This window comes from Collinsella sp. OM04-5 (assembly GCF_003439125.1).
Classification (GTDB): Bacteria; Actinomycetota; Coriobacteriia; order Coriobacteriales; family Coriobacteriaceae; genus Collinsella.
Window position 1 is genome coordinate 93,633 of record NZ_QSUU01000005.1, and the last position, 26,641, is coordinate 120,273.

25 protein-coding genes, 2 tRNA genes and 1 pseudogene are annotated in these 26,641 nt (G+C 65.7%); 22 read left to right on the top strand and 6 right to left on the bottom strand.

Annotation, left to right across the window (positions count from 1 at the left end; translation table 11 throughout):
* The first annotated feature begins 2 nt into the window (after positions 1 to 2).
* The 5 genes from DXB53_RS04330 to DXB53_RS04350 all read left to right on the top strand — a co-directional run bounded on the left by DXB53_RS04330 (position 3) and on the right by DXB53_RS04350 (position 3,911).
* Entirely contained in the window at positions 3 to 1,397 is a 1,395-nt protein-coding gene (locus DXB53_RS04330) for a CCA tRNA nucleotidyltransferase (protein WP_117583463.1), read from the top strand.
* Between the two features lie 152 nt (positions 1,398 to 1,549).
* A tRNA-Glu gene (locus tag DXB53_RS04335) sits at positions 1,550 to 1,626 on the top strand.
* Positions 1,627 to 1,648: 22 nt separating this feature from the next.
* Positions 1,649 to 1,725, top strand: a tRNA-Glu gene (locus DXB53_RS04340).
* A 150-nt stretch (positions 1,726 to 1,875) separates the two neighbouring features.
* Positions 1,876 to 3,183 carry a lysylphosphatidylglycerol synthase transmembrane domain-containing protein gene (locus tag DXB53_RS04345; protein ID WP_117583464.1) on the top strand — a complete coding sequence of 436 codons (1,308 nt, stop codon included), beginning with the start codon at positions 1,876 to 1,878 and terminating at the stop codon, positions 3,181 to 3,183.
* 116 nt (positions 3,184 to 3,299) lie between these two features.
* Positions 3,300 to 3,911, top strand: coding sequence for a TetR/AcrR family transcriptional regulator (locus DXB53_RS04350; protein WP_158556488.1), 612 nt, complete (start codon positions 3,300 to 3,302; stop codon positions 3,909 to 3,911).
* Between the two features lie 3 nt (positions 3,912 to 3,914).
* On the opposite strand, the pseudogene DXB53_RS04355 reads toward DXB53_RS04350, so the two are convergent.
* The 6 genes and pseudogenes from DXB53_RS04355 to DXB53_RS04380 form a co-directional block, all read right to left on the bottom strand.
* Positions 3,915 to 4,139: pseudogene (locus DXB53_RS04355) on the bottom strand (DDE-type integrase/transposase/recombinase); the annotation flags it as partial.
* Positions 4,140 to 4,216: 77 nt separating this feature from the next.
* On the bottom strand, positions 4,217 to 5,485 hold the full coding sequence (locus tag DXB53_RS04360; protein WP_117583466.1) for an ABC transporter ATP-binding protein: 1,269 nt from the start codon (positions 5,483 to 5,485) through the stop codon (positions 4,217 to 4,219).
* Positions 5,486 to 6,508: an iron ABC transporter permease gene (locus DXB53_RS04365; RefSeq protein ID WP_117583467.1), complete on the bottom strand. Its 1,023-nt coding sequence runs from the start codon at positions 6,506 to 6,508 to the stop codon at positions 5,486 to 5,488.
* Between the two features lie 22 nt (positions 6,509 to 6,530).
* Positions 6,531 to 8,102 (bottom strand): ABC transporter substrate-binding protein, encoded by a 1,572-nt coding sequence (locus DXB53_RS04370; protein WP_147330896.1) that lies wholly within the window; start codon positions 8,100 to 8,102, stop codon positions 6,531 to 6,533.
* A 4-nt stretch (positions 8,103 to 8,106) separates the two neighbouring features.
* On the bottom strand, positions 8,107 to 8,640 hold the full coding sequence (locus tag DXB53_RS04375; protein ID WP_089571779.1) for a hypothetical protein: 534 nt from the start codon (positions 8,638 to 8,640) through the stop codon (positions 8,107 to 8,109).
* Between the two features lie 146 nt (positions 8,641 to 8,786).
* Complete coding sequence (locus DXB53_RS04380) at positions 8,787 to 9,713, bottom strand: sirohydrochlorin cobaltochelatase (protein ID WP_117583469.1); 927 nt, start codon at positions 9,711 to 9,713, stop codon at positions 8,787 to 8,789.
* A gap of 458 nt (positions 9,714 to 10,171) precedes the next feature.
* On the opposite strand from DXB53_RS04380, the gene cobM reads away from it, so the two are divergent.
* Genes cobM through cobK form a run of 17 tightly spaced genes read left to right on the top strand, consistent with a single transcriptional unit; the run spans position 10,172 to position 26,599 of the window.
* A complete protein-coding gene (gene cobM, locus DXB53_RS04385; RefSeq protein ID WP_117583470.1) occupies positions 10,172 to 10,963 on the top strand; it encodes a precorrin-4 C(11)-methyltransferase in 792 nt (263 codons plus the stop codon).
* Positions 10,932 to 12,149: a cobalt-precorrin-5B (C(1))-methyltransferase CbiD gene (cbiD, locus tag DXB53_RS04390; RefSeq protein ID WP_233503799.1), complete on the top strand. Its 1,218-nt coding sequence runs from the start codon at positions 10,932 to 10,934 to the stop codon at positions 12,147 to 12,149. The genes cobM and cbiD overlap by 32 nt, the downstream gene beginning before the upstream one ends.
* Positions 12,142 to 12,831, top strand: a complete 690-nt coding sequence (gene cobI / locus DXB53_RS04395) for a precorrin-2 C(20)-methyltransferase (protein WP_117583471.1) — start codon at positions 12,142 to 12,144, stop codon at positions 12,829 to 12,831. The genes cbiD and cobI overlap by 8 nt, the downstream gene beginning before the upstream one ends.
* A 42-nt stretch (positions 12,832 to 12,873) precedes the next feature.
* On the top strand, positions 12,874 to 13,965 hold the full coding sequence (locus DXB53_RS04400; RefSeq protein WP_233503800.1) for a cobalt-precorrin 5A hydrolase: 1,092 nt from the start codon (positions 12,874 to 12,876) through the stop codon (positions 13,963 to 13,965).
* Positions 13,965 to 14,708 carry a precorrin-3B C(17)-methyltransferase gene (cobJ, locus tag DXB53_RS04405; RefSeq protein ID WP_042435525.1) on the top strand — a complete coding sequence of 248 codons (744 nt, stop codon included), beginning with the start codon at positions 13,965 to 13,967 and terminating at the stop codon, positions 14,706 to 14,708. The genes DXB53_RS04400 and cobJ overlap by 1 nt, the downstream gene beginning before the upstream one ends.
* Entirely contained in the window at positions 14,696 to 16,168 is a 1,473-nt protein-coding gene (gene cbiE, locus DXB53_RS04410; RefSeq protein ID WP_117583473.1) for a precorrin-6y C5,15-methyltransferase (decarboxylating) subunit CbiE, read from the top strand. The genes cobJ and cbiE overlap by 13 nt, the downstream gene beginning before the upstream one ends.
* A complete protein-coding gene (locus DXB53_RS04415; RefSeq protein ID WP_233503801.1) occupies positions 16,165 to 17,547 on the top strand; it encodes a cobyrinate a,c-diamide synthase in 1,383 nt (460 codons plus the stop codon). Before cbiE ends, DXB53_RS04415 begins: the two co-directional genes overlap by 4 nt.
* The gene (gene cobT, locus DXB53_RS04420; protein WP_117564100.1) at positions 17,540 to 18,682 is read left to right on the top strand and encodes a nicotinate-nucleotide--dimethylbenzimidazole phosphoribosyltransferase; all 1,143 of its coding nucleotides are present in this window, start codon (positions 17,540 to 17,542) and stop codon (positions 18,680 to 18,682) included. The genes DXB53_RS04415 and cobT overlap by 8 nt, the downstream gene beginning before the upstream one ends.
* Positions 18,679 to 19,227 carry a bifunctional adenosylcobinamide kinase/adenosylcobinamide-phosphate guanylyltransferase gene (locus tag DXB53_RS04425; RefSeq protein ID WP_117583510.1) on the top strand — a complete coding sequence of 183 codons (549 nt, stop codon included), beginning with the start codon at positions 18,679 to 18,681 and terminating at the stop codon, positions 19,225 to 19,227. Before cobT ends, DXB53_RS04425 begins: the two co-directional genes overlap by 4 nt.
* Complete coding sequence (cobS, locus tag DXB53_RS04430; protein ID WP_158556489.1) at positions 19,224 to 19,991, top strand: adenosylcobinamide-GDP ribazoletransferase; 768 nt, start codon at positions 19,224 to 19,226, stop codon at positions 19,989 to 19,991. Before DXB53_RS04425 ends, cobS begins: the two co-directional genes overlap by 4 nt.
* A 41-nt stretch (positions 19,992 to 20,032) precedes the next feature.
* Positions 20,033 to 20,989 (top strand): histidine phosphatase family protein, encoded by a 957-nt coding sequence (locus DXB53_RS04435; protein WP_233503802.1) that lies wholly within the window; start codon positions 20,033 to 20,035, stop codon positions 20,987 to 20,989.
* Positions 20,989 to 21,963 carry an adenosylcobinamide-phosphate synthase CbiB gene (gene cbiB / locus DXB53_RS04440; RefSeq protein ID WP_117583476.1) on the top strand — a complete coding sequence of 325 codons (975 nt, stop codon included), beginning with the start codon at positions 20,989 to 20,991 and terminating at the stop codon, positions 21,961 to 21,963. The genes DXB53_RS04435 and cbiB overlap by 1 nt, the downstream gene beginning before the upstream one ends.
* On the top strand, positions 21,960 to 23,183 hold the full coding sequence (locus tag DXB53_RS04445) for a histidinol-phosphate transaminase (RefSeq protein ID WP_158556490.1): 1,224 nt from the start codon (positions 21,960 to 21,962) through the stop codon (positions 23,181 to 23,183). Before cbiB ends, DXB53_RS04445 begins: the two co-directional genes overlap by 4 nt.
* Entirely contained in the window at positions 23,176 to 24,675 is a 1,500-nt protein-coding gene (locus DXB53_RS04450) for a cobyric acid synthase (protein WP_233503803.1), read from the top strand. The genes DXB53_RS04445 and DXB53_RS04450 overlap by 8 nt, the downstream gene beginning before the upstream one ends.
* Positions 24,672 to 25,187 carry a cob(I)yrinic acid a,c-diamide adenosyltransferase gene (locus DXB53_RS04455; protein WP_117583479.1) on the top strand — a complete coding sequence of 172 codons (516 nt, stop codon included), beginning with the start codon at positions 24,672 to 24,674 and terminating at the stop codon, positions 25,185 to 25,187. Before DXB53_RS04450 ends, DXB53_RS04455 begins: the two co-directional genes overlap by 4 nt.
* Positions 25,188 to 25,829: a precorrin-8X methylmutase gene (locus DXB53_RS04460; RefSeq protein ID WP_117583480.1), complete on the top strand. Its 642-nt coding sequence runs from the start codon at positions 25,188 to 25,190 to the stop codon at positions 25,827 to 25,829. It abuts the gene before it with no gap.
* Positions 25,826 to 26,599: a precorrin-6A reductase gene (cobK, locus tag DXB53_RS04465; RefSeq protein ID WP_117583481.1), complete on the top strand. Its 774-nt coding sequence runs from the start codon at positions 25,826 to 25,828 to the stop codon at positions 26,597 to 26,599. The genes DXB53_RS04460 and cobK overlap by 4 nt, the downstream gene beginning before the upstream one ends.
* Positions 26,600 to 26,641 lie beyond the last annotated feature (42 nt).

Genomic DNA, 26,641 nt, shown 5'->3' on the forward strand with positions numbered 1-26,641 from the left:
GAATGTGCAATGTTTCGCTCAACGCTACGCAGCCGTCAGCCGCCTCTCTGTGCGTGTTGCGAGCCCTCGAGGATGCCGGTCTTGAGGCCTGGTACGTGGGCGGTTGGGTACGTGACGCCCTGATGGGACGTCCCAGCCACGATGTCGACATGTGCTGTAGCGGCCTGTGGCAGGAGTCCAAGGCGGCACTCGAGGCCGCCGGTATTGCCGTAGTTGAGTCGGGCATTAAATTTGGCGGCATTACGGCTATTTGCGATGGCGAGCGCATTGAGGTCACCACCTATCGCCTGGACGGCTTCTATACCGACGGTCGTCATCCTCAGAGTGTGGAGCGCGCCGCTTCGCTTGAGGACGATCTGGCGCGCCGCGACTTTACCGTCAATGCCATGGCGTGGCATCCCGAGCGCGGCCTTGTCGACCGCTACGATGGCCAGGGCGACCTAGACCGCAAGCTGATTCGCGCCGTCGGTGATCCTAAGCGCCGCTTTAACGAGGATGCCCTGCGCATGTTGCGCGCGGTGCGCTTTGCCTGCCGCCTAGACTTTGTGATTGAGCCCGAGACCAAGTGTGCCCTTGCCGAGTGCGCGCCGCTGCTCGATGCCGTGGCGCGCGAGCGCGTGGGCATTGAGCTCGAGGGTATCCTTTCGACCGGCCATGGGGGAGACGCGATGCTGCGCTACCCCGAGCTTGTTTGCGCCGCCGTGCCCGAGCTCGCGTCCGCTCGCGGGTTTGATCAACGCAGCGTCTATCATGCGTTTAACGTCTACGAGCATATCGCCCGCGTGCTGACGGTGGCAGGGGAGCTGGCGCTGTGCGACGGCGTCGCGCCCTCGTCGAGCCTTATGTGGGCGGCGTTTTTGCACGACGTTTCCAAACCCGAGTGCTTTACGGTCGATCACGACGGCAGCGGCCACTTCTACGGTCATCCCGAGCTCGGCGTCAAGAAGGCGCGTGTCATCATGGATCGCCTGGCGCTCTCGCACGATTTGGTGCGCGATGTGTGCCTGCTGATCAAATACCATGACAAGCCGCTGCGCCCCGAGCGCTCCTGCCTGCTCAATATGATGCGCGCGCTTTCGGGCGAGGGTGTCGATACGCCGCGTCTGATGGACGAGCTCATGGACCTTAAGCGTGCCGACACGCTCGGCAAGGCGCCCTCGTGCTTCTATTACGTCGAGACGATCGAGGAGATGCGTACGCTCGCCCACGATCTGCTGCAGGCGGGGGAGCCCTATACACTCAAGATGCTTGCCATCAATGGTGGCGACCTGATCCGCGCCGGCGTCAAGCCGGGGCCGGAGCTGGGACAGCTTCTCAACGCCGCCCTCGACGCCGTGATCGAGGACAACATCCCCAACAACCGCGAAGCCCTCCTGACTCATCTCCACCTAGGGTAGCTAAAATAGCCCCGTCCCAAATTAGCTACCTTGTTGACCTGCGCGTTCCATAACCTCGCGACAAAATTTCGGCAATTTGGAATTTCTTCTTGCGCTTGCGTTTTTTGTCCCGTAATATATTTCCTCGCAGCACGGCAGTGCAGATGTCATGTGGCCCGTTCGTCTAGCGGTTTAGGACGCCGCCCTCTCAAGGCGGAGATCACCAGTTCGAATCTGGTACGGGCTACCACTTCTTTTCTGCTGAGGCTTATGGCCCGTTCGTCTAGCGGTTTAGGACGCCGCCCTCTCAAGGCGGAGATCACCAGTTCGAATCTGGTACGGGCTACCACGCATCTGATACCCGGTCTTTCCACGGAAGACCGGGTTTTTTATTATCAAACAACTGTCTGTCATTCCCGTTTGAACAAGAGCTTTGCGTTCTGCTTATGGCCCTTACGGGTACAATAACCAAGATATTTTGACTGTTAGAAGGAGTCTCATGACGGAGTCCTCTCAGCATACGTCCAAGCCCCAGGTCGAGGTTGAGGCCTCGGGCGGCGATGACAATAAGAGCGCACGCCGCGGCGCAATCTTTATCGGCGTTGTGCTGGTGGGTTATATCGTCTATCTGGTGGTAACCGGGCAGATGGGGCAGTTCTGGGCTGCTATGTCGAGCGTCCAGGCGCCCTGGCTCGTTGTCGCGTGTCTTTGCATGTTCATGTATCTGTTCTTTGGCATTGTGGCCTATGCGATCGCCGTCTGGCTCGACCCCAATTCACCCGTCGGCATTCGCGACCTGATCTCGGTCGAGGCGAGTGGCATCTTCTTTGGCAACCTGACGCCCATGATGATGGGCTCTACGCCTGCCCAGATCTACCGCCTGACCAAAGCGGGCCAAAACGTGGGCGAAGCGGGTGCCACGCAGTTCACCCGATTTATTGTGTATCAGTTTGGCCTAGTTGCCTGGGGCGCTATCCTATTGCTTGCTCGCATGCCGTTTTTTGCCGAGCGCTATGGCGACATGACGCTGCTGTGCGTCTTTAGTTTTGGCGGTCACTGCTGCATCCTGCTCGGCATCTTCGCCGTCGCGCTCATGCCCAAGACCGTCACGCGCGTCGCCCATTGCATCATCAATTGGCTCGAGCGCATAGGTGTCTCGGCCACTAAGATCGATGGATGGCGCTCGTTTGTCGATGGCGAGATCTACTCCTTCTCCGAGAAGTTCAAGCTTTCGGCCGGACATTTTTCTTCCATGCTGCTCACCGTGTTTATCACCATGCTGCAGCTCGCGTTTTTCTATCTGGTGCCGTATTTTCTGATGCTCGCCTTTGGCCACCACGAGGTCGACTTTTTCTCGGTCATGGCCGCGAGCGCCTTTGTCCAGCTGCTGAGCTCTGCGGTTCCCTTGCCCGGTGGAACTGGTGGCGCTGAGGGCGGCTTTGCTTTGTTCTTGGGTCATTTCTTTGGGTCGGCTTCGACCGCCGGCTATCTGCTGTGGCGTCTCATTACGTTTATCGCGCCGACCATTTTGGCTGCGCCCCTGCTGGGCCTTAAGAGCGCCCACAACGAGAGTATCCATGCGCGCTGGGATCGCGTGATGCGCAAGCTCGGCCGCGCTCCTCAGACGCCCTCTGCGCCCACTAAGCCGCACCCCACGAATGCTGTTACCGTTGATCCCAGGAAGCACGCTCAGAAGGCTTCTGGGACCGCTAAGCCGGCTCATAAAGCCTATGTGCGACAGACGGGCGACGGTATCCGCGTATCTCCGTCGGCACTCAATAAGAAGAAGCACCCTAAGTCGCAGTAGGACAGTCGTGCGTTCTTCATGATGCGGGGCATATTTGTGCTGTATGGGGGATAATCCTCTTACGTAGATTATCTCTCATCTGTTGATGAATGCCCGCATATCGAAGGGACACGTCTATGGACACCAGCAAACCGCGTCTTGATCGCCGCATCGTTCGCAGCCGCAATGCCATCCTTTCCGCTTTCGAGCGCCTGCTCATGGAAAAGCCGCTGGCAGACATTACGGTGAGTGCCATCGCGCGCGAGGCCAATGTCGACCGCAAGACCTTTTACGTTCACTTTGGTACGGTTGATGGCTTGCTCGATGCCATTGCCGTCGATGTGGTGGAGATGATTGTCGACTCGGTTGAGAAAACGCTTGCCTCCATGGACGGCGACACCAACGAGCGCGCCCTGGGCGCGGCCGCGACCTTCTTTAAAACCGTTAACGAGGCACTATGCAACAACTTGGTGCTCAATCGTCAGCTGATCGAGAACATTCCGCTCGATGATTTTATGGCTCGTCTTCGTGCGCCGCTCGAACACGAGATTGCCGAGCGCGATCTGCTGCCCCAAGGTCTCAAGGACGAGATGTTCGACTACTATCTGGCGTTCTTGCTGTCGGGTATTATCGGTATCTATCGCACGTGGGCCCTGTCTGATGGCTCGGTTCCTATCGAGCGCGTCTCGGAGGTCGCCAACGACCTGACTCTCAATGGCCTATCGAGTCTGGAATCTCGCTTGGATTAGGCGCAGGCTCGAGTTCGTGAGGCGCTTGTCGGGGTGCAGCCCGATCGACCAGGCGACGAGCATCCCGCCGAAGCAGTCGATGACCGGGCTCAGGTAGACCTTCTCGCCGCCCGGGAGTCTGAACTCGGTGATGTCGGTGAGCCACAGCAGGTTGGGCTCGTCGGCGTGGAAATTCCTGTTTACGAGGTTCTCCGGCGCCTTGTAGACCTCGCCGGCGTAGGAGCTGTAGCCTGAGGATCATTAAAAGAAAGTCCAGTTTATCCTTCCCACTCCAATTGGGAATCCTCCGATGCGCCTTCGCACGCTCACATGACCTCGATACCATGCGAGCGTGCGAACTCGACGAGCTCTGCGTTGCGGGCGTTTATGGTGCCGAAGGCGGCGGGGCACACAATAAGGCGCGCGCAGTGGACGAGGAGCTCTTTGGCGCGGGCTATGGTTTTATCCCCGATCGGCTCGAAGGCGCGCTCGGCCACGCATTCCGCTGCCAGGTCGCGCGCGAGCTCGCAGTCGATGTCCCCTTCGTGCAGAACGCCCGCGTAGAACGCCTTGCCCTGCCGGACGAGCTGGCGAAACACAGCCGACCCCGTACCTGCGCCGGCGATGACGAACGTGTTCGCATCGCCGTGCGGGCGCCCAATTTCCACGCTGCCGAAGCGCTCGTTGAAGGTGCCATGCTGAAGGCCGTAGAGCTCGCCAATCGTCTCGCGCGTGAATATGTCTTCGGGTGCGCCGGCGCGGAAGACCCGGCCGTCCTTCACGCAAATCACCTTGTCGGCGCTTTTCTGCGCGAGCTCGAGTTCGTGGATGGACATGATGACAGCCACATTCCGCGATTTCGCAAGGTGGCGAAGTATTCGCAGCAGGTCGATCTGGTAGCGGATATCGAGATACGACGTGGGCTCGTCGAGCACGAGCACACGCGGATCCTGCGCGATGGCGCGTGCGAGCATGACGCGCTGGCGTTGCCCGTCGCTTATCTGCATAAAGTCGCGCTCGGCGAGCTCTTCCACATGTGCGGTTTTCATGGCCTCGTCGACCCGACTATGGTCGTCGGGCGAGAGTGTGCCCATTCGCCCGGTGTAGGGGTGCCTTCCTGCCTCTACGACATCGCGGCAGGTGAGGAGCTCGGTCCGGGGGCGATCTGTCAGCATAACGGCAAGGTTCCTTGCAAACTCCGCCGTCTTCCATCGGGAAATCTCCCGCCCGTCGAGCTCGACCGCGCCGGCAAGCGGTGCCAGATGGCGTGTGATGGTTTTCAAGATGGTCGACTTGCCCGAGCCGTTCGGCCCGATGAGCGCCACGACGTCGCCCGCGCGAACCTCCAGATCGACGCCTTCGACTACGACCTTCTTGTCGTAGCCCGCCGACAGGTCGCTTATGTGGAAAAGCGGCGCTCCGTCAGCCTGCGTTTCGACCGTAGTTTCGAGGTTCGGCTCCGCTCGGAGGAGGCGTTCCGCGCGCAGTTCCGCACGAGCCGAAAGTGCCTTCTGGCGCTTTCGTGCGAGCTCAGGACTGTCTAAGCATGGAATGTCCCCTCCGAGCGTTTTGGGCCGCGGCACGAATTCCCCCATCTACCTCACCCGCTTCTTCAACATGAGCGCGATAACCACCGGAGCGCCGAAGATGGCGGTGACGGCGCTGATGGAAAGCTCGACGGGAGAGAACAGCGTGCGCGCGATCAAATCGCAGCCCGCGCAGAAGATGGCGCCTCCCAAGAAGCACGCAGGAATCACGCGGATGGGCTTCGACGACTTTAGCGCCGACTTCACGAGATGCGGAACCGCGATGCCTACGAACGACACCGGACCAGCGAACGCGGTCACGCAGGCGGAGAGCATGCTCGCTAGAAGGACGAGCACCACGCGGAAGCGTGCGACGTTCACGCCGACGCTTTTCGCGTAGGCTTCTCCCAGCTGGAAGGCGGAAAGGGGCTTCGATATCGCGAATACGCATGCGCTCACGGTGATCACCACGACCGCGATGATCGCGATGTCGTCCCAGCTCGAACCCGAGAAGCTACCCAAAGACCAGTTGTGCAGGTTCACGATGGACTGGTCGTCGGCGAAGGCGATGAGGAAGTTCGTCGCCGCCGAGCAGATGTATCCCACCATGACGCCCGCCACGATGAGCATGGCCATGGAACTTATGCGCCGTGCGATGAGGAGCACGAAGCCGATGGTGATAAGCGAGCCCAGAAACGCTGCGGCCACCATGGCCGGCGAGGACATGGCCTGGTTCGCGCCTAGAAGTACGATCATCGTAAGCGCGACGACGAACTTTGCGCCCGAGGAGACGCCCAAGATGAACGGGTCGGCGATGGGGTTGTTGAAAAACGTCTGCAGCAGGAACCCGGAAAGCGAAAGTGCCCCGCCGAGAAGCACGGCTGAAAGCACGCGCGGCAGGCGAATCTCCCAGATGACCTGGCTTTCCATGGAATTGGCCGCGCCGCCCGAAAGGATGCCGGGGATGTGGTCTGCGGGCACGAGCGCGCTCCCGATGCACAGGTTGGCCCCGACGAGCACGATGAGGGCAACAGCGAGCAGCGCCGTCACGACGCGACACCGCGCGGCGCGCCCCGATTCGTCGTATGCCATGGAAAGCCGGCTTCTCATGGCGCTAACCGAGCTTCCTCAGATAATGGAAGTCGCTCGCGTCATCGCCGGTGAACGCCCCGTGCAGCTCGTCGATAATGTCGGCGGTAGAAGTCATCTGCTGGTACATGTCGGCGCTTGTGACCCAGACGTTGCCGTTCTTCACGGCTTTGAACTGCGACAATAGCGCGTTTTTGCCTACGAAGTCGTTCAAGGTGGCAACCGATTCGTCGATGGTGCCGTTGTAGACGATGATGTCGGCATCCTTCGCCGTCGCGTAGAAGCGCTCCATTTCGAGCGTTACTGACGAACCTGACGTCGACGCCGTCTGCGCGTCATCGAGCGCATAGCTGCCGCCTGCAAGCTCGATCATCTGCGCCACGTAGTCGCCCGCCCGCCGCGTGACGGCGGCCCCGTTCGAGTTAATGTAGAAATACGCCACGGTTTTACCTGACGACGCGAGCCCCGACGTTTGCTCGACGCGGGCCTTCTGCTCGTTGAACAGGTGCGCGGCCTCGTCTTCCTTGTCGAACAGAACGCCGAAAAGCTTAATCCACTCGACGCGCCCGAGTGCTTCGGGCTCGCTCGACGACTGTTCGGTGAGCACGACGAGCCCGAGCTTCTGCAGCTTTTCCTTCACATCGGGCGTGTGGTTGATCATGGTGTTCTCGATGGCGAGTGTGCAGCCCGAGGCCGATATTCGCTCGTAGTCGGGCGCGCTGTACTTGCCGCCGTAGGCGATCGCCCCACTTTCGAGCGCGCTTTTGAAGCCCACGACCGAGCAATCGTCGGCCTTCGTGCCCGACATGATGATATTGTCGTTCGCATCGAGCGCGTCGACCAGGCACATCGTCGCCGACGACACGAGGTACACCTTGTCGGCGGGGCGCCTTATGACCGCGATGTCGGAGCTCAACCCATCAGGTACCTTCGCATCTTGCGGCACCACGAGGAAACGTTCCCCATTCGAAACGCAGATAAGCCGCAGACCGCCTTTGAACTCGTCGACAGTGAAGTGCTCGGCGTATTCAAGCTGAAGCGCCCCCGTCGGCTCCCAGCCACAGCCCAAATCGGCGTTGTGGAAGTCGGCCGCGGCGCTTGAAGCCGTTCCCACAGGGGAGCCGCCGCTTGCTTCGTCGCCCGATTTCTCCTTCATGGTGGATGAGTCGAAGTGGATCGTGTAGTCGATGGTGTGCGGCGTCGACATGGCGACGGTCTCGGCCGACACGGCGATGTCCTCGTCGAGCGTGACGGGTATCTCGAACGTGGAGTTGCCGCCGTCGTTTACGGGCGCGTAGTCCACGCCGTCGACGGTCATCTTGTCGTAGTTCGAACTCGACCAGGTGATGGTCGCGGTGTAGGTGTCGCCATCCTTCACAATTGTGGTGGGTGAGGCGATGCTTGCGCGCCCTGACCCGCCGGAAAGCGAGACATTCACAGTGTATTCCTGAGAGCCCGCCGTGCCACCGGTCGCGTTCGGGTTCGCACTGCACCCCGCGAAGGGAAGCGCGAGCAGGGCGACGAGAACGCAGGCGATCGCGCGCGCCGCGATGCTTCGGCGCTTCCTGTTTTCCCCCTTGGGAAGAATCGACCGCATGGCGTTACTTCAGTGCGTCGGCGCGTAGATCGACGCCGGCGGATTCGAACACGAGCGTGCGGTCGTACCACTGCTCTTTTCTAATACTCCACGCGGCACAGGCGGTGTCCTCGTCGAGCGCATCAACGGGCACGTCGTAGGTGTACTTGCCTTCCGCGTTTTCCACATAGGGGATGAAGTCGGCCTCGCTCGCGGCGGCAGCCTCGTCGCCCGTGCCCATGAAGAGCTTGCCGTAGCCCGTGCCGGAAAGCGTCATCACGCAGTGCATGGAGCCGTTTTCCACGATGAGCTGGGCGTCCACAATCCTGAACATGTTCGAGCTGGAATCTACGGTGATCGGATAGGTGCCGTCGGCCACCTTGTCGGCGGTGATGGGGGCAGCGCTTGCGCCCTCGGTCGCATCGGCCGCCTGCTCGGTCTTTTCCTGGGAATCGGTATTGCTTGCCTTTGCGCTGTCGCTTGAATTTCCGGCGCAGCCGGCGAGCGAGAACGCGAGAAGCGCCGCCGACAGGGCGAAGACGAGGGTTTTCTTCAACATGGAGGGGGTTCCTTTCAATCGCTTCGACCGCCCGTGCCGTGCGGTGGGCGGTCGGGATGCGAATGCAACGGGCATGCGTCGTCAGTCGGGGAAAGGCGCATGCCCGTTGCACGGGGACGCGACCGGCGCCCCCGTGCGCGGCGAGTTTACAGCTTGGCGATGGCGTCGTCCACGTGCGAGACGTAGATGTCGTCGACCGCGACGTTCTGTCCCAGACCCTGGAGCAGGCACGTCACTTCGAAGCCGGCGGCCACGAACTTCGCAGCCCAGCTGTCGGGGTCGGTCTCGTCTGCCATGTCGTTGTTCGCGTGGTCGCCCGCGACCACCATGAACGGCGCGAGCACGGCCTTCTTGTAGCCTGCGGCGCTCGCGGCGGCGATAACATCCTCGCAGGTCGGTTCAGCCTCGACGGTGCCGACGAAGAACTGCGTCAAACCCTCGTTCTTGAACACTTCCTGCATCTTGGCATAGTCGGCGTTGGAATCGGCTTCGGTGCCGTGGCCCATGAGGCACAGCGCCGTCTCGCCGTCGTCGAAGGACGCCATGTTCTCCTTAATGGCTGCGGCCACCTTTTTGTAGTCGTCGTCGGAGGTGAGCAGCGGGTCGCCGAGCGAGATCTTGTCGAACTTGTCGGCGTACTTGTCGAGCTCGTCTTTCACGTCGGCGTATTCCAGGCCAGCCATGAGATGCGTCGGCTGCACGACGATTTCCTTCACGCCGTCTTCCACGCAGCGGTCAAGCGCCTCGGTCATGTTGTCGATCGTGATGCCGTCGCGCTTCTTAAGCTTGTCGATGATGATCTGCGCGGTGAAGGCGCGGCGGATGTCGTAGTCCTGCCAGTACTTCTCGCGGATAGCGTCTTCGATGGCGCCGATGGTGATGTGGCGCGAGTCGTTGTAGCTCGTGCCGAAGCTCGTGACGAGGATGACCGGCTTCGCGGCCTTCTCCTTTTCACTAGATTTCTCGGAACTCGCGGAGGTGTTGGAGCAGCCCGCGAGCGCGACTCCGGCGAGCGCGACGGCTCCGGTTGCTGCGGCGCCCATGAAGCCGCGGCGCGACATCTGGTCGGACATGGTTTTTCCTTTCCTCGGTTTGCCGGTCCCCCGGCGACAGTTGCTTGTCGGCACAAGCGAAAGAAAAGCGCACCCCTCGGGGTTCACAAGGAGCTAACGCCACGGCGATGCCGTGAGGAAAAGGCGAAGCAGTCTGGCTTGGGGCGCGAGGCGGTTCGCCCGCGCGTCCTATACAGTAATGTCCCTTGCCCAGGATTCCCACCTGGTTCCCTCCGCAAGCCAGCGCGGGCTGTGCAGGCGCCGCGCCGGTCATTTCCTTTTATCCGATTGTCATATGCTCGTTGCCGAAACTTTTACTATGATAGTGGGCACTTGTGAACGTGTCAAAGCCAGCGCGGGCGGCATTGCGCCTCCTGCCTGCGTATTTGCGCCGATTGCTGCCGCAGGCGCCGTGTTTTGCCCGCTGCGCGAATGGCGGCGTAAACGGTTGCGATGAGAAACGGGAAGGGAAGGCTCGGATGATTCATATCGTTGGCGCAGGTTCGGGCGCCGCCGACCTTATCACGCTGCGCGGGGCGCGTCTTCTACGCGCGGCCGACGTGGTCGTTTGGGCGGGGAGCCTTGTGAACCCCGAGCTGCTCGCCGAGTGCAAGGAATCCTGCGTCGTCTACGACAGCGCGCACATGACCTTGGAGGAAGTGCTCGACGTGATGTGCGCGGCGGATGCGCGGGGCGAGGAAGTGGTGCGCCTGCACACGGGCGACCCGTGCCTGTACGGCGCCATCCAGGAGCAGATGGACGCGCTCGACGCGCGCGGCGTGGTCTACGAGGTGGTGCCCGGCGTGTCGAGCTTTTGCGGTGCCGCGGCGGCGCTTCGCCAGGAATACACGCTGCCGGGAATCAGCCAGTCGGTCGTGATCACGCGGCTTTCCGGGCGCACCCCCATGCCCGCGGGCGAGGGCATGCGCACCATGGCGGAAAGCGGCTCGACTATGGTCATCTTCCTGAGCTCGGGTATGCTCGCCGAGCTTTCCGCCGAGCTTTTGGCCGCGGGCCGCAGCTCCGACGAGCCGGCGGCGCTCGTGTACAAGGCGACCTGGCCTGAGGAGCGCGTGGTGCGATGCACAGTGGGCACGCTCGCCGATGCGGGCGCGCGAGAGGGCATCGACCGCACGGCGCTCGTGGTGGTGGGCCGCGTGCTCGGAGCTCGCGGCGGGCTTGCGCACAACGGCGGGCAAGCGGAGTCGTACGAGCGCAGCAAGCTTTACGACCCTTCGTTTGCCACAGGGTATCGGAAGGCGAGCAGCTAGCGTGGCCTTCGAGCACTACATATATACCGGGACGACCCGCCTGCGCTGCGGCTACACCACGGGGAGCTGCGCCGCGCTCGCGGCGAAGGCGGCCTGCGAGATGCTCTTGTCACGAAAGCCCGTCGGCCGCGTGTCGATCGTCACCCCCGGCGGGCTGCCCGTCGAGGCGAACGTGGTCGACGCATGTATCGGCGAGGGGTGCGCCCAGTGCGCCGTGCGAAAGGACGCAGGCGACGATGCCGATGTGACCGACGGCGTGCTCGTGTACGCGCGCGTGGAACATGCGGGGTCGGGCACGGGCGCTGCGGGCAGCAAGGGCGTGCCCGCGCGCGAATCGGAAGTTTCCGTCGATGGCGGCGTGGGCGTGGGGCGCGTGACGTTGCCCGGGCTCGAGCAGCCGGTGGGGGCGGCCGCCATCAACGCGACGCCGCGCGCGATGATCACTTCGGCGGTGCGCGAGGTGTGCGCCGCGCACGGCTTTTCTGGAAATATCGCTGTGACGATTTCGGTACCCGAGGGTGTTGCCCTTGCCGAAAAGACCTTCAACCCGCACCTGGGGATAGAGGACGGCATTTCCATCCTGGGCACGACGGGCATCGTCGAGCCGCGCAGCCTTGCTGCCTTGCGCGACAGCATCGAGCTCGAGATCCGGCAGCATGCGGCTATGGGGTGGCGCGGAGTCGTGCTCACGCCCGGCAACTACGGCGGGCAGTTCATCTCGGGGCATTTCCACCTAAACGGTGCACCGGTGGTCTTCATCTCCAACTTCGTGGGCGATGCGATTGATTGCTGCGTTCGCGAGGGATTTACCAATGTTCTTCTTGTGGGACACATCGGCAAGCTGGTGAAGGTTGCGGGCGGCATCATGGACACCCATTCGCGTACCGCCGACTGCCGCGCGGAGATTCTGGCCGCCCACGCGGCCTTGGCCGGCGCTGGCGCGAAGACCGTGCGCGAGATCATGTCGTCGGTCACGACCACGGCGGCGCTCGAGGTAATCGAGGCCGCCGGCGTGGGGGACGCTGCGCGCGCCTCGCTCGCTGCGGCAATCGATGACAGGTTGCGCCGCCGCGCGGCGGGCGCATGCGACATCGCCGCGGTCGTGTTCGACGCCGAGCGCCGAGAGCTTTTCCGCACGTCGGGCGCCGATGCAGTTATCGGGGAATTGGGGGCTACGTATGAGTAAAGGCGTGCTGTACGGGGTGGGCACGGGGCCTGGCGACCCCGAGCTGCTCACGATCAAGGCCGTCCGCACAATCGAATCGTGTCCGGTCATCGCCGCACCGCAGACGGCGGACGGGGCCATGGTCGCGCTCGACATCGTGCGCGGCGCCGTCGACCTTACAAGCAAGACGGTGATCCCCGTGCGATTCTCGATGACGCGCGACGCCGAGCGCCGCACGGCCGAGCATGCCTCGCTTGTTCGCGAGCTTGTCGCGCACCTGGATGCGGTCCGCGACGTCGCGCTGCTGAACCTGGGGGACCCGAGCATCTACGCCACCTTCCAGCGCATAGCGCCCGACGTGCGCGCCTGCGGGTTCGAGGCGCGCGCCATTCCCGGCGTGCCGAGCTTCTGCGCGGTCGCCGCAGCGCTCGAGCGCGACCTCACGCCCGAGATGTCGTCGCCTCTGCACATCGTGCCCGGCGGCTACGACGACGTGCGCCGCGCAATCGGCTGGCCGGGGACGAAGGTGGTCATGAAGGCGCGTCGCTCGCTTGCGGACACGAAGCGCATCCTTCGCGAGGAGGGCGCCTTCGACGGTGCCGAGCTCGTAGAGGACTGTGGGCTTCCGGGCGAGCGCGTGTATCGCTCGCTCGACGATGTGCCCGATCGGGGCAGCTACTTCTCGACGATGGTGGTGCGCTAGATGAGGGTTTCCTGCATAGCGTTCACTGAGAGGGGGTATGCGTTGGCGGAGCGCACCGCACACGCGCTTTCCGATTGCGCGCAGACAGGTGAAGATGACCCTGGCTGGGACGTTTCCGTTTCGCGCGGGTTCGGCGAGGGGAAGGCCGACCTGCGCGCATGGACGGCGCTCGCGTGGGAAGCGTCGGACGCGCTTCTGTTCGTGGGCGCGGCGGGCATCGCCGTGCGGGCGATCGCGCCGCATGTCGCCTCGAAGGCAAGCGATTCCGCGGTTGTGGCGATCGACGAGGCGGGGCGCTTTGCCGTCCCGCTTTTGTCGGGGCATTTGGGCGGTGCGAACGAGCTTGCGCAAACTGTGGCACGCGCGGCAGGGGCCATCCCCGTCATCACCACGGCGACCGACGTCCGCGGCGTGTGGGCGGTGGATACGTGGGCGCGCTGTGCGGGGCTCGCCGTTTCGAATCCCGAGGCCATCAAGCGAGTGTCGGCGCGGCTGCTTTCGGGCGGGCGCGTGGCGCTCTATTCCGACATGCCGATTTCGGGACTGCCGCCTGAGGGGGTTGACATTGCGTCCGACCGCGCTCGGGCCGATATCGTCGTGTCGCCGTTCGCTGGCGCGAATGCGGGTGCGTCCGTTCGCGCGGCGGAGACAACGGGCGAGGTCGTACCCGCCGGTGTGACGGGGAAGCCGGCGGGCGTGCGGGCGCAGGCGCCTGCGCCCGAGTCGCTTCGCCTTGTCGTGCCCTGCATCGTTGCGGGCATAGGGTGCCGTCGCGGTGCGTGCGCCGAAGCGATCGGGGAGGCGTTTCTTCTCGCGTGCGGGCAGGCGGGCATCTCGCCTTCGGCCGTGCGCGAGGCGGCGACGATCGACGTGAAGGCGCACGAGGAGGGTCTGCTCGCCTTCTGCCGCGCGCGCAATATCCCGCTTGCGACGTATTCCGCAGAGGAGTTGTCGCAGGTCGAAGGCAGCGTTTCGCCATCTGATTTCGTGCGTGCGACGGTGGGGGTCGACAATGTGTGCGAGCGCGCGGCGCTCGCGGGCGGGGGCAAACTTATCTTCCCGAAGCTCGCTCACGGCGGCGTGACCGTCGCGTTTTCCAAGGTAACTATCGAACTTTCGTTTAAGGAGCGGTGATGGGAAAGCTCTTCGTGGTGGGGATCGGCCCGGGCGGCCCCGACGGCATGACGATTGCGGCTCGGCGCGCGCTCGAGGCGGCCGACATCGTTGTGGGGTACACGAAATACGTGGAGCTCGCGCTCGCCGCCGTGCCCGACGCGGCGCATCTCGCGACGCCGATGATGCACGAGGTCGAACGGTGCCGCCTGGCGCTTTCGCGCGCGCAGAGCGGAGAAGCCGTGGCGCTTGTGTGCAGCGGTGACGCGGGCGTGTACGGCATGGCGAGCCCCGTGCTGGAGCTTGCGGAGGACTACCCCGATGTAGACGTGGAAGTTATCGCCGGGGCCACCGCGGCTCAGAGCGGGTCGGCGGTGCTCGGCGCCCCGCTTGCCCACGACTTCGCGGTCGTGTCGCTCTCCGACCTGCTCACGCCGTGGGAGGTCATCGAGCGCAGGCTCGCTGCCGTTGCGAGCGCCGACTTCTGCATCTGTTTGTACAACCCGCGCAGCAGAAAGCGCGCCGACAGGCTCTCGCGCGCGGCGAAGATTATGCTCGAATGGAAGGCCCCCGACACGCTCTGCGGTTGGGTACGCAACATCGGGCGCGAGGGGCAGCAGTCGGGCATGTGCAGGCTCTCCGAGCTGGGGGAGTTCGACGCCGACATGTTCACCACCGTGTTCGTCGGCAACGCGGACACGAAGCGCGTAGGCGGCCGTATGGTCACGCCGCGCGGGTATCGGGAGATTCCATGCGAAAGGTAACGATCATCGGGGCGGGGCCCGGAAACCCCGACTTGCTCTCGCGTGCGGCGCTCGACGCGATCGACATCGCCGACGTGGTCATCGGCGCTCATCGCGCGCTTGTCGGCATCGACGTGCCGCCCGACGTGGTGAGATGCGAGCTCGTGAAGACGGCGGACATCGTCGCCGCGCTCACTGATGCGGCGTCGTGGCAGCGCGCCGTGGTCGTGATGACGGGCGATGTGGGGCTGTTCAGCGGCGCGCGCCGCCTGGTGGAGGCGCTCTCCGGCGACGCGCGGGTGGACGTGCGCGTCATTCCCGGCATAAGCTCAGCGTCGTATCTCGCCGCGCGCCTCGCGCGTCCATGGCAGGATTGGCGCTTCGCGAGCGCTCACGGCTTGGCGTGCGACATCGTGGCCGAGGCCGAGCGCGCAGGTGAGCTCTTCCTCGCCACGTCGGGCGGGGAAGACCCCTCGCGGCTTTCGGGCGAGCTTGTGCAGGCGGGCTTCGCGGACGCGCGCGTGACGGTGGCCGAGCGCCTGTCGTACCCCGACGAGCGCATCACCTGCGCGACCGCAAGTGAAATCGCAGGTCAGACGTTCGACGACTTGAACGTGATGCTTATCGAGTTCGCAGGCTGCGCCGGGTCGCCTGCGGGCTCTAGCGCAGCCTCCGAGGCGCCGGCCGGCGCGTCTGCGCCCGCGGCGGCTTCTTTCGCGGCGGACTCTGCGGGCGCATCCCGCGCCGCGAGCTCCCGCTGGCCGTACGCTTCCTCGGGCATTCCCGACGAGCTCTTCATCCGCGGCGACGTTCCCATGACCAAGCAGGAGGTGCGCGCCGTCGCGCTCGCGAAGCTGCGCCTTACCGCGACCGACACCGTGTGGGATGTCGGCGCCGGCACGGGGAGCGTGTCGATCGAGGCGGCGCTCGTCGCGCGAGCGGGGTCGGTATGGGCGGTCGAGCGCAACGCGGCCGGCGTGCGGCTCATCCGAGAGAACGCGGATGCATTCGGGTGCGGCAACGTGCATGCGGTCCCCGGTGTCGCCCCCGAAGCGCTCGCGAAACTGCCTGTCCCCGACGCCGTGTTCGTCGGCGGGAGCGCGGGCGAGCTTCCCTCCATCGTGGAGGCGGCGCTCGAGAAGAACTCGCAGGTTCGCCTGTGCGTGCCATGCGTCACCGTTGAGACGCTCACCGAGGCGTGCGCGCTCCTCTCGGGTTCGCGCTTTAAGGGGTTCGAGGCGTGCCAGGTGTCGGCCGCCCGTGCCGAGGCTGTAGGCTCGCACCATCTTATGAAGGCGCAAAACCCCGTGTTCCTCGTCAGCGCGCGTGGTGCGGGCGCGGATGCCGAGGAGCTTGCCGAAGTCGGCGCGCTTGCTGAGTCGCCTGTCGGGGAGGACCTCTCTGTCGAGGGGAACCCATCCGTCGAGGTAGTCTCGCTTGCTAACTGCGGCGCCGCAGGTGGGGAAGGCGGCGCCCGGTGAGCACGTCCATCCCGCGCTTCATGGTCGCTGCGCCCTCGAGCGGGAGCGGCAAGACGGTCGTCACGTGCGCGCTCCTGCGCGCGCTCGCGCGTCGCGGCCTTGCATGCGCGGCTTTCAAATGCGGCCCCGACTACATTGACCCGCTCTTTCACCGCCGCGTCGTGGGTGCGCGCTCGGGCAACTTAGACGGCTTCTTCACCGACGCCCCGACGCTGCGCGCCCTGCTCGCACGCGGCGCCGCGGGCGCGGATGTCGCGGTGCTCGAGGGGGTTATGGGCTTCTACGACGGCATGGCGCCCGGCGTGGCCGACGCGAGCAGCTACCAGGTTGCGCGCGACACGGAAACGCCGGTCGTTTTAGTGGTGAACGGGCGCGGGGCGTCTTTATCGCTCGCCGCCGTAATCCGCGGCATCGCCGAGTTCCTGCCTTGTGCGAACGTGCGCGGCGTCGTGCTGAACAAGACGAGCGCCGCTGCCTGCGCCTACGCGGCGCCTGCGATCGAGAAGCACACGGGCGTCGCGGTTTTGGGGAATATCCCCGCCGACGAGGCGTTCTCGCTCGAAAGCCGGCATCTGGGGCTTGTGACCGCCGACGAGGTCGAGCAGCTCTCCGCGCGCATCGACAAGATGGCCGAGCTGGTGGAAAAGAGCGTCGACGTCGACCGCTTGCTCGAAATGGCGGCGACGGCACCCGATATCCGCGAGGAACCTTACCGGTTGGAGCCGATCGCGGGAGCGCGGCCCATCGTCGCCGTTGCGCGTGACGAGGCGTTCTCGTTCTACTACGAGGAGAACCTGCGCGCGCTCGAGGATCTGGGTTGCGAGCTGGCCTTTTTCAGCCCCCTGTGTGATAGCGAGTTGCCCCGGGGGACAAGCGCCCTCTATCTGGGGGGCGGCTACCCGGAGCTCCATGCGCGGCAGCTCTCCGAGAACGCGCCGATGCGCGAGGCGGTGCGGCGCGCGGTGGAATCCGGCACGCCGACGGTCGCCGAATGCGGTGGGTTTCTGTACCTGCAGCGCGAAATCGCCGATAGCGAGGGGCGGCGCTGGCCTGTTGCGGGCGCCCTTGAGGGCGCAAGCGAGAACGGGGGAAGGCTGTCCCATTTCGGGTACGTGGAGCTTACTTCCCAACGCGACGGGCTCTACGGGCCGCGCGGCACACGCATCCGCGCGCACGAGTTCCACTACTGGCAGTCCACCTGCCCGGGCGGCGACTTTTGGGCGCAGAAGCCCCGGCGCGACAAGGGCTGGCCGTGCATGACGACCACCCCGTCCCTGGTGGCGGGCTTCCCGCATGTGTACTATCCTGCGAACCCCGACGTTGCGCGCGCGTTCGCGTCTGCCGCAGCGTCGTTCGCAGAGAGGAGGCGGCATGGCTGAAGCAACCGAAACCGCGCTTGCCTGCATCCGCGAGGAAGTCGAGCGCGCGTTCTCGTCGGCGCCGGGCGCCGTGCTCGAAGCCGCGCTTTCCCGGATCGCGCCCGCAGACGAGTGCGCCCGTGCCGCCGCGTACGCCGCGTGGGACTCCATCGCGCACCCCTTGGGGGGATTGGGCGACTTTGAAGACGCCGTCGCGTGTATCGCCGCAGCTCAGGGGAGCGCCGAGGTGGCCGAGTTTCCCCGTGCGCTCGCGGTATTCTTCTCCGACAACGGGGTCGTTGCCGAAGGCGTGTCGCAAAGCGGGCAAGATGTGACGCGAGCCGTCGCGCGCAACATGTGCGAGGGGGCCGCGAGCGCCTGCCGCATGGCGGCGTTCGCGGGTGCCGAGGTCGTGCCCGTCGACGTGGGTATGGCCCGGGGCATAGAAGACGCGCGCATGGTGCGCGCGAACGTGCGGCGGGGGAGCGGCAACATCGCTCACGGCTCCGCTATGTCTCGCGATGGGGCCGTGCGCGCGATCGAGGTCGGAATCGCCGTCGCGTGCGGGCTTGCCCGCGCCGGCGTGCGCCTTCTCGCCGCGGGCGAGATGGGCATCGGCAACACGACCACCTCGGCGGCGGTGGCCGCAGTGCTCATCCGGGCGGACGCGCGGAGCCTTGTCGGGCGCGGCGCGGGGCTCTCGGACGCCTCGCTCGCGCGCAAGCGCGACGTGGTCGAGCGCGCTATCGACGCGAACTCGCCCGATCCCGCCGACCCGATCGACGTGCTCTCGAAGGTGGGCGGCTTCGACATCGCTGCGATGTGCGGCTTCTACCTGGGGGCCGCGGTCTCGAAGGCGCCGGCGCTCCTCGACGGGGTCATATCCTGCACGGCGGCCCTGTGCGCGGCGCGCCTGTGCCCCAACGCCTTGGGCTACCTCGTGGGCACCCACGCATCAAGCGAACCCGCAAGCCGGGAGCTCCTTCGCGAGCTCGGCATAAAGGCGCCCCTCGACGCAGGCATGCACTTGGGCGAGGGCGCGGGCGCCATGGCGTATCTCCCCCTTCTGGATTCGGCGCTGCGCGTGTACCGGGATGGGAAGACGTTCACGGCGACTGGCATGGCTGCTTACGAGCATTTCGAGGCCGGGAAATGACGGTGACGCTCGTCATCGGCGCCGCCGCGAGCGGCAAGAGCGCCTACGCCGAGTCCCTGTGCCTCGGGCACGACGGCCCTCGCGTGTACCTGGCAACGATGGAGCCCTTCGGGGAAGATGGCGCCCGCCGCATCGCGCGCCATCGGGAGCTGCGCGAGGGCAAGGGGTTTTCCACCCTCGAACGCACGCGTGACGTGGGCGCCGCAGTGCCCGGGCTTCCGCGCGGCTGTACGCTTCTTTTGGAGGACGTGGGCAACCTGGTTGCGAACGAGCTCTTCGCGGAAGGCGGCTTGTCCCCGCGTGACCCCGACGCCGCGGCGCGCGAGGTGCTCGGAGGCATTGAACGGCTCGCTCGGGCCGCTGCGCATACGGTGGTGGTCACCGTCGACGTGTTCGCCGATGGGATGCGCTACGATGAAGGGACCGAGGCATGGAGGCGCGCGCTCGCGCGCGTGAACGCGGGCGTGGCGGCGCTGGCCGACCGCGCAGTCGAAGTGGTATGCGGGATTCCCGTGTGGATGAAAGGCGAAGGACCTACAAGGTGAAGATAGTAGAGGCAATCGGCGCGGCGTTCGGAACGTTCTCGCGCATCCCCGTCCCGAAATCGGCCTGGACCGATTTCGGGTCAACCCATGCGCTTGCCGCGTTTCCCCTGGTGGGCCTTGCGGAAGGCTTCCTCATCACGGCGTGGGGACACGTTGCGAACCTGCTCGGCGTGCCCGCGACCATCGTCGCGGCCGTGCTCGTGGCGCTGTCTGTGGCGGTGACGGGAGGCATCCACCTAGACGGGCTCTGCGACACCTCCGATGCGCTTGCAAGTTGGGCCCCGCGCGAGCGAAAGCTCGAGATCATGCACGACCCGCGGGCGGGCGCCTTTGGGGTCATCGGTGTTGTCGTGTACCTTATTCTGCAGTTTTCCCTGTTCACCGCGCTGCCGCTTACGGCGGGGGCGTTCCTTGCGCTTCTGTGCTCGCTTGTGTTCTCCCGCTCGCTTTCGGGGCTCGCCGTTGAATGCTGGCCTGCCGCGCGGGCGGACGGCATGGCCGCGGGGCTCTCGCCTGCTAAGAAGCGCGCGGCGATCGTCGTGCCGCTTTGCGCTTTCGCTGCGGCTTCGGCCGCAGGGATGGTCGCGTGCGCTCAGGCCGTCGGTGCCCTTATGGCGGTGGCGGGGCTTTTGGCGCTCGCGTGGTACCGCCATGTTGCCCTGTCCCGCTTCGGCGGGGTGACGGGGGATTTGGCCGGATGGTTTCTGCAATGGGCCGAGCTCGCGATGCTTGCCATGCTGGTGGCGGGGGGCATGCTCCTATGATGCTCGTGGTAGGTGGCGCGCATTCGGGGAAGAGGACCTTCGTGCGCGAAAAGCTCGGGTTCGCGGCGGACGATTTCGTCGACGCGGCGCAGCTTGCGGAGGGCGGCGTGCCCGCTGCTTTTGCCGGCCGCGTCGCATACCGTGCTGAGGAACTCGTACGCGCGCTCGACGCTGACCGGGCGCTCGAGCGGCTGATCGGCTTCGACGTAGTGATTCTGTCCTTGGTCGGCTCGGGGGTCGTCCCCATGCTTGCGGAAGACGCCCAATGGCGCGAGCGCGCGGGGCGCCTGGGATGCGCGCTCGCTGCGCGCGCCGACGTCGTCGTGCGCATGACGTGCGGGATACCCCAGGTCATCAAAGGAAACCTTGCCGATGCGCCTCGAGGGACGCAGGGCGCGGGCGCGCCTTTGGAAGTCGTCTTCGTGCGCCATGGTGCCACGGCGGGCACGGAAGACCATCGCTACAGCGGGGCGGGCACCAACGAGCCCCTGTCGAGCGCGGGCGAGCGCGCTTTGCGCGACCTCGCGTGCGATCGTGACGTGTTCCGTGTTATCACGAGCGGCATGGCCCGCACCGACCAGACGGCGCGCATCCTCTTCCCGAACGCGGAGCTTATGGCGTGCCCCGGTCTGCGCGAGATGGATTTCGGCGACTTCGAGGGACGAAGCGCCGCCGAGCTTAAAGAGGATGCGCGTTACCGCGCCTGGGTAGACTTCTGGTGCGAGACGCGCTGCCCGCATGGCGAGGGCAAGAGCGATTTCACCCGCCGCGTCGTCGCGGCGTTTCGGGAGGCGTGCGAATCGGAGCGCGCCCAGGGGAGTGGGCGCGCCGTTTTCGTCGTTCACGCGGGTACCGTGAAAGCGCTGCTCTCCGAGCTAGCTGTCCCGACAATGGGATACTTCGACGTGCATACCGAGCCGGGCGGCGCATGGGTCGCCACATGGGATGGGCGCTGCCTTCGCGACGTTTACCCCGCTTCGGGGGGCGATGCACGGTGATGACGATTCTTGCCGTCGCCGCCGGGTTCGCGGCTGACCTTGCCTTCGGCGACCCGCGCTGGCTTCCCCATCCCGTCGTCGCCATGGGGCGCGCGATCACGTGGGCCGAAGGCCGCCTGCGGGGCGCATTCCCGCAAACGTCCGCGGGCACGCGCGCCGCAGGGCTTGTGCTCGCCGTGGCGCTTCCGCTTGCGTGTGGGCTTTTGACCTGGGGAATCCTGCATCTTTGCGGCATGGTTCACTCCGGCTTGCGCTTCGTGGCCGAGGCATGGGCGAGCTATCAGATTCTCGCGGCATGCGAGCTGCGCCGCCAGAGCCTGGCCGTGGCCCGTGTGTTCTCGAGGGGCGGCCTTGTCGCGGCGCGCGAAGCCGTCGGGCTCATCGTGGGACGCGACACGTCTGTTCTCGACGAGCAGGGCGTCGCGCGCGCCGCCGTGGAAACGGTGGCGGAGAACGCGAGCGACGGCGTCATCGCGCCGCTTTTCTACCTTATGATCGGGGGTGCGCCCTTGGGCATGGCGTACAAGGCGGTGAACACGCTCGACAGCATGGTGGGCTACAAAAACGAGCGCTACATCGACTTCGGCTGCGCCTCGGCGCGCCTCGACGATGCGGTGAACTGGATTCCCTCGCGCTTATCGGCCCTGATCATGATCGCCGTGTGCCCGATCGTCGGGCTCGACGCGCGCGGGGCGGCGCGCATCTGGCGCCGCGACAGGCGTCGCCATGCGAGCCCGAACGCGGCACAGACTGAGTCAGCGTGCGCGGGCGCGCTCGGGCTGCGCCTGGCAGGACCCGCGGTGTATTTTGGCAAGCTCGTTGAGAAACCGACGATAGGCGACGCGTCCCGTGAAATCGAGTGGGGCGACATCGCCCGGGCGACAAGGCTCATGCTCGCCGCGTCCGTATGCGCGCTCGTCGTCTTCGGTGCCGCGCGCGCGGCGGTCGTGCTCGCCGTGGGGGCGATGGCATGAGGAAAGACCACGCCGCGCCCCGGGCTGCCGGGGGAATCCTGCGCGCCCGTGCGCATGGGGGTAGCACGCAATCGCTCGGCATCGCTTGCGAAGGGGGTGCCTCCGACCTCATTGACTTCTCGGTGAACGTGAATCCGGCAGGCCCCTCGCCGCGCGCCGTCGCCGCAGCTTGCAAGGCGCTTTCTCGAATCGACGCCTACCCCGATAGGGAAAGCCTCGCCCTCGTTCGCGCCCTAGCGCGCGCCCAGGGCATTCCCGAAGATACTATCGTCTGCGGCGCGGGCGCGTCCGACATCATCTGGCGGCTCGCCGCGGCGGTGCGCCCGAAACGCATCGTCGTGTGCGCGCCGACGTTCTCTGAATATGCGGAGGCGGCATCGTACTACGGCGCATGCGTGCAGGAGTTCCCGCTCTCCGAAGCGGACGACTTCGACGTGCCCGCCTCCTTCGCCCGCGCGATCGAGGGGCCGGGAGACGTGGCGTACCTCTGCAATCCGAACAACCCTACGGGGCGCCTCGTCGACCCCAGCGTGATCGATGCCGCGGCTTTCCGCTGCGAGCAGGTGGGCGCGCTGCTCGTCGTGGACGAGTGCTTCCTCGGATTTGCGCCCGACGCCCGCGAAAGGAGCGTGGCCGCACGCGCCGCGTGTTCGCGCCATGTGGCCGTGCTCTCCGCGTTCACCAAGCTCTACGGAATGGCGGGGTTGCGGTTGGGATATCTGATCAGCGGAAACGCCCAACTCATCGAGGGGATTCGCCGGGCGGGGCAGGCGTGGCCCGTCTCCTCGGTCGCCGAGGCCGCGGGCATCGCCGCCCTGGAAGACGTTGAATACGTCTCGCGCACGCGCGATGTATTGGCGGGCGAGCGAGCGTGGCTTTCCCACGAGCTCTCCTCGCTCGGGCTTTCCGTCGTGCCGTCGGATGCGAACTTCCTTTTAGTCCGCACGCCGGCGAAAGACATCCCCGAGCGCCTGTATAATCAGGGTGTTTTGGTCCGCACGTGCGACTCGTTTTCGGTACTGTCCCGTTTCTGGTGCCGCGTCGCGGTGCGCACGCACAAGGAGAACGCCCGGCTTGCGATGGCGTTCAGCCGCGCGCTTCGGGCGGAAGGTGCATCGGGCGAAGGCGAACCCGACGAACGGGGCGGCGCTTCTTGCGGCGGCGCTATGGCGGGCGCGGATGGCCGAGGCTTGGCGAAGGAGGTCGATACCCGTGGGTAGGGCCAAGCCCATCATGATCCAGGGCACCATGTCGAACGCGGGGAAGAGCCTGCTTGCGGCGGGGCTGTGCCGCGTGCTTTCGCAGGACGGCCTGCGCGTGACTCCCTTCAAGAGCCAGAACATGGCACTCAACAGCGGTGTCACGGCCGACGGGCTCGAGATGGGGCGCGCCCAGATCATGCAGGCCGAGGCGTGCGGCATCCCGCCCGACGTGCGCATGAACCCCATCCTGCTCAAGCCTGAAAGCGGCCACCGAAGCCAGCTCATCGTGGCCGGCAAGGCGCAGGGAGCCTTCGCTGCGAGGGACTACTTCGCGCGAAAGAAGGCGCTCATGCCGCAGATTTTGGAGGCGTTCGATTCGCTCGCGGAGGAAAACGACGTCATCGTCATCGAGGGCGCCGGCAGCCCCGCCGAAATCAACCTTGCCGAAAATGACATCGTCAACATGGGGCTCGCGCGCGCCGTGTCCTCCCCCGTGCTGCTTGCGGGCGACATCGACCCGGGCGGGGTATTTGCCCAGCTCTACGGCACGGTCGCGCTCCTTGCGCCCGAGGACCGCGCGCTTTTGCGGGGGCTTGTGGTAAACAAGTTCCGCGGCGATGTGGAAATCCTGCGCCCGGGTTTGGCCCCGCTCGAGAAGATGTGCGGAGTTCCCGTCGTGGGTGTCGTGCCGTATCTTACGCTCGACCTTGACGACGAGGACTCGCTCGCGCCGCGCCTATCTGCCCGCGAGGCGCGCGGCGTCATCGACGTCGCCGTCGTGCGCCTTCCGCATTTGTCGAATTTCACCGACTTCGACCCGCTTTCGCGCGTGCCCGGCGTGGGCGTGCGCTACGTTTCCTCGACGACCGATCTGGGCCGACCCGACCTGGTGGTGCTTCCCGGCTCGAAGACTACGCTCGACGACGCGCGCTGGCTTGCGGCTAGCGGCATCGGAGCCTGTGTACGCGCGCTTTCGGGCGCGGGCACGCCGGTGCTCGGCATATGCGGAGGCTACCAGCTTTTGGGAGACGAGCTTTCCGACCCGCACGGCAGGGAAGGCGCTGGCACCGCGCGCGGGCTCGGGCTCATCCCTGCAAGTACGGTGTTCAAGGAGGAAAAGCGCCTCGCCCAGTCGGAGCTGCGCATCACGGGCGCCCAAGGCGCGTTCTCGGTGTGGAACGGCATGACGGCGCGCGGGTACGAGATTCACGACGGCGAAACGACCGTCTCCTGCGCTCCTGCGGGCACGATTGGCGGCAAACCGGAAGGCGCGGCCTGCGGAAACGTGTTCGGAACCTATCTCCACGGCCTGTTCGACGAACCGGGGGTTGCGCTCGCCCTCGCGCGCTCGCTCGCGCGCATGCGCGGCCTGCCCGAGAGCGTCGTGGGTGCTGCGGGCGCGGCGTCCGCGGCCGATCACCGTGCGCGCGAGTTTGACCGCCTGGCCGACGTCGTGCGCGGGGTGCTCGACATGGAGTATGTCTACCGCATTATCGAGGAGGGCGTATGATCCACGTGTATCATGGCGACGGCAAAGGCAAGACCACGGCGGCGATGGGCCTCGCCCTTCGCATGCTCGCTGCAGGCCGCCGCGTCGTCGTCGTGCAGTTCCTGAAAGACGGCGAAAGCGGGGAGGTGCGCCTGCTCGCCGAGCATTTCGGCGTGCCCGTGTTCGCGGGGAAGGTGTCGGACAAGTTTACCTGGTCGATGACGTCGGAAGAACTTGCCGCGACGTGCGAGCTGCACGATGGGAACCTTGCTTCCGCGCTCGCCGAGCTCGAGGGCGCGCAAGAGGGACTGCTCGTGCTCGACGAGGCACTCGACGCGCTTTCGAAGGGGCTTGTCGACGAGGCGCTCGTGGACCGCGCGCTCGATATGTCCGCGCGCGGCGTCGAAGTAGCGCTCACCGGGCGCGCGCCTTCCCGCAAGATCGTGGAGAAGGCCGACTACATAACCGAGATGCGGTGCGAGAAACATCCCTACGAGCAGGGGATATGTGCAAGGGAAGGAGTGGAGTACTAGATGGATTCCAAGGAGATGGCGCCCGGCGACATCGAGCGGCGCAGCTTCGAGATCATCACCGAAGAGCTCGGCGGCCGCACGTTCCCGCCGCTCGAAGAGCCCGTCGTGAAGCGCGTCATCCACACCACTGCCGACTTCTCGTACGCCGATTCTCTCGTGTTCACCCATGACGCCGCGCACTGTGCGCTCGACGCACTGCGCGCAGGGGCCACGGTGCTCACCGACACGAACATGGCGCTTGCAGGCATAAGCAAGCCCGCGCTCGCGAAGCTCGGCTGCAAGGCCGTGTGCTACATGGCCGACCCTGATGTCGCCGCGGCTGCGCGCGCCGCGGGCACGACTCGCGCCGTTGCGAGCATGGACAAAGCTTGCGGCATCGAGGGTCCGCTCATCGTGGCCGTCGGCAACGCTCCCACAGCACTTCTGCGCCTCGCCGAGCTCATGGACGCGGGGAAGATCGCGCCCGCGCTCGTCGTTGGGGTGCCGGTCGGGTTTGTGAACGTGGTCGAGGCGAAAGAGGAGCTACTCGCACGACGCGTGCCAGCCATCGTCGCGAGGGGTCGCAAGGGCGGCTCGACCGTGGCGGCCGCCATTATGAACGCGCTGCTCTACCAGATCACGCGCACGGGTGGCGCGAAGTGACGGCCCCCGCATCCGTGCCGGCGCTGCGCATCTTCGCCGGCACCACCGAGGGCCGCCTTCTGTGCGAATGGGCGAGCGGGGCGGGCATCCCCGCCCGTGCCTACGCGGCAACCGAGTACGGAGGCGAGCTTTTGGGTGAGCTTCCGGGCATCGAGGTGCATGCGGGCAGGCTCGACGATGCCGACATGGAGCGCGAGCTTTCCGGCGCGCGCATCGTCGTCGACGCCACGCACCCCTTCGCTACGCTCGCAAGCGACAACATCCGGGCTGCTTCGCTCGCCGTGGGTGCACGATGCCTGCGCCTTGCGCGCCCGGTCGAGGCGCTGCCCAAAGGCATCGTGCCGGTCGCGTCGATTGCCTGCGCGGCGCGCTTTCTCTCCGAGAACCCGGGTCGCGTTCTTCTCACGACGGGGAGCAAGGAGCTTGTTCCCTACACGCGCGTCGCCGATTTCGCGGAGCGCTTCTTCGTGCGTGTGCTCCCGCTGCCCGGTGCTATAACGAAGTGCATCGACGCGGGGTTTTCGCCGTCGCACGTCATCGGCATGCAGGGGCCCTTCACCCGCGAGCTCAACGAGGCGATGCTTCGGCAGGTGGGCGCCCAGTGGCTTGTGACCAAGGACTCGGGAACCGTAGGCGGCACGGCCGAGAAGCTCGCCGCAGCGCGCGCCGTGGGAGCGCGCTGTATCGTGGTCACCCGCCCCGCCGAGGGAGGCGGGGCCCTTTCGCTTCGGGAAGTGGAAGATGCGCTCTTACGGGAGTTCGCGCGCTAGGCGCTCGCCGCGCCTAGCGCGCCCTCCCGCCCGCGAGGAGGA

What these genes read in the sequence shown, in the direction of transcription:
- DXB53_RS04460 (WP_117583480.1), top strand. Translation starts at nt 25,188, where the DNA reads ATGGATTCCAAGGAGATGGCGCCCGGCGACATCGAGCGGCGCAGCTTC.
- cbiE (WP_117583473.1), top strand. Translation starts at nt 14,696, where the DNA reads ATGCGAAAGGTAACGATCATCGGGGCGGGGCCCGGAAACCCCGACTTG.
- DXB53_RS04425 (WP_117583510.1), top strand. Translation starts at nt 18,679, where the DNA reads ATGACGGTGACGCTCGTCATCGGCGCCGCCGCGAGCGGCAAGAGCGCC.
- cobI (WP_117583471.1), top strand. Translation starts at nt 12,142, where the DNA reads ATGAGTAAAGGCGTGCTGTACGGGGTGGGCACGGGGCCTGGCGACCCC.
- DXB53_RS04345 (WP_117583464.1), top strand. Translation starts at nt 1,876, where the DNA reads ATGACGGAGTCCTCTCAGCATACGTCCAAGCCCCAGGTCGAGGTTGAG.
- DXB53_RS04365 (WP_117583467.1), bottom strand. Translation starts at nt 6,508, where the DNA reads ATGGCATACGACGAATCGGGGCGCGCCGCGCGGTGTCGCGTCGTGACG.
- DXB53_RS04445 (WP_158556490.1), top strand. Translation starts at nt 21,960, where the DNA reads ATGAGGAAAGACCACGCCGCGCCCCGGGCTGCCGGGGGAATCCTGCGC.
- DXB53_RS04380 (WP_117583469.1), bottom strand. Translation starts at nt 9,713, where the DNA reads ATGTCCGACCAGATGTCGCGCCGCGGCTTCATGGGCGCCGCAGCAACC.
- cobM (WP_117583470.1), top strand. Translation starts at nt 10,172, where the DNA reads ATGATTCATATCGTTGGCGCAGGTTCGGGCGCCGCCGACCTTATCACG.
- DXB53_RS04330 (WP_117583463.1), top strand. Translation starts at nt 3, where the DNA reads ATGTGCAATGTTTCGCTCAACGCTACGCAGCCGTCAGCCGCCTCTCTG.
- DXB53_RS04350 (WP_158556488.1), top strand. Translation starts at nt 3,300, where the DNA reads ATGGACACCAGCAAACCGCGTCTTGATCGCCGCATCGTTCGCAGCCGC.
- cobT (WP_117564100.1), top strand. Translation starts at nt 17,540, where the DNA reads ATGGCTGAAGCAACCGAAACCGCGCTTGCCTGCATCCGCGAGGAAGTC.
- cobJ (WP_042435525.1), top strand. Translation starts at nt 13,965, where the DNA reads ATGGGAAAGCTCTTCGTGGTGGGGATCGGCCCGGGCGGCCCCGACGGC.
- DXB53_RS04375 (WP_089571779.1), bottom strand. Translation starts at nt 8,640, where the DNA reads ATGTTGAAGAAAACCCTCGTCTTCGCCCTGTCGGCGGCGCTTCTCGCG.
- DXB53_RS04360 (WP_117583466.1), bottom strand. Translation starts at nt 5,485, where the DNA reads ATGGGGGAATTCGTGCCGCGGCCCAAAACGCTCGGAGGGGACATTCCA.
- cbiB (WP_117583476.1), top strand. Translation starts at nt 20,989, where the DNA reads ATGACGATTCTTGCCGTCGCCGCCGGGTTCGCGGCTGACCTTGCCTTC.
- DXB53_RS04455 (WP_117583479.1), top strand. Translation starts at nt 24,672, where the DNA reads ATGATCCACGTGTATCATGGCGACGGCAAAGGCAAGACCACGGCGGCG.
- DXB53_RS04370 (WP_147330896.1), bottom strand. Translation starts at nt 8,102, where the DNA reads ATGCGGTCGATTCTTCCCAAGGGGGAAAACAGGAAGCGCCGAAGCATC.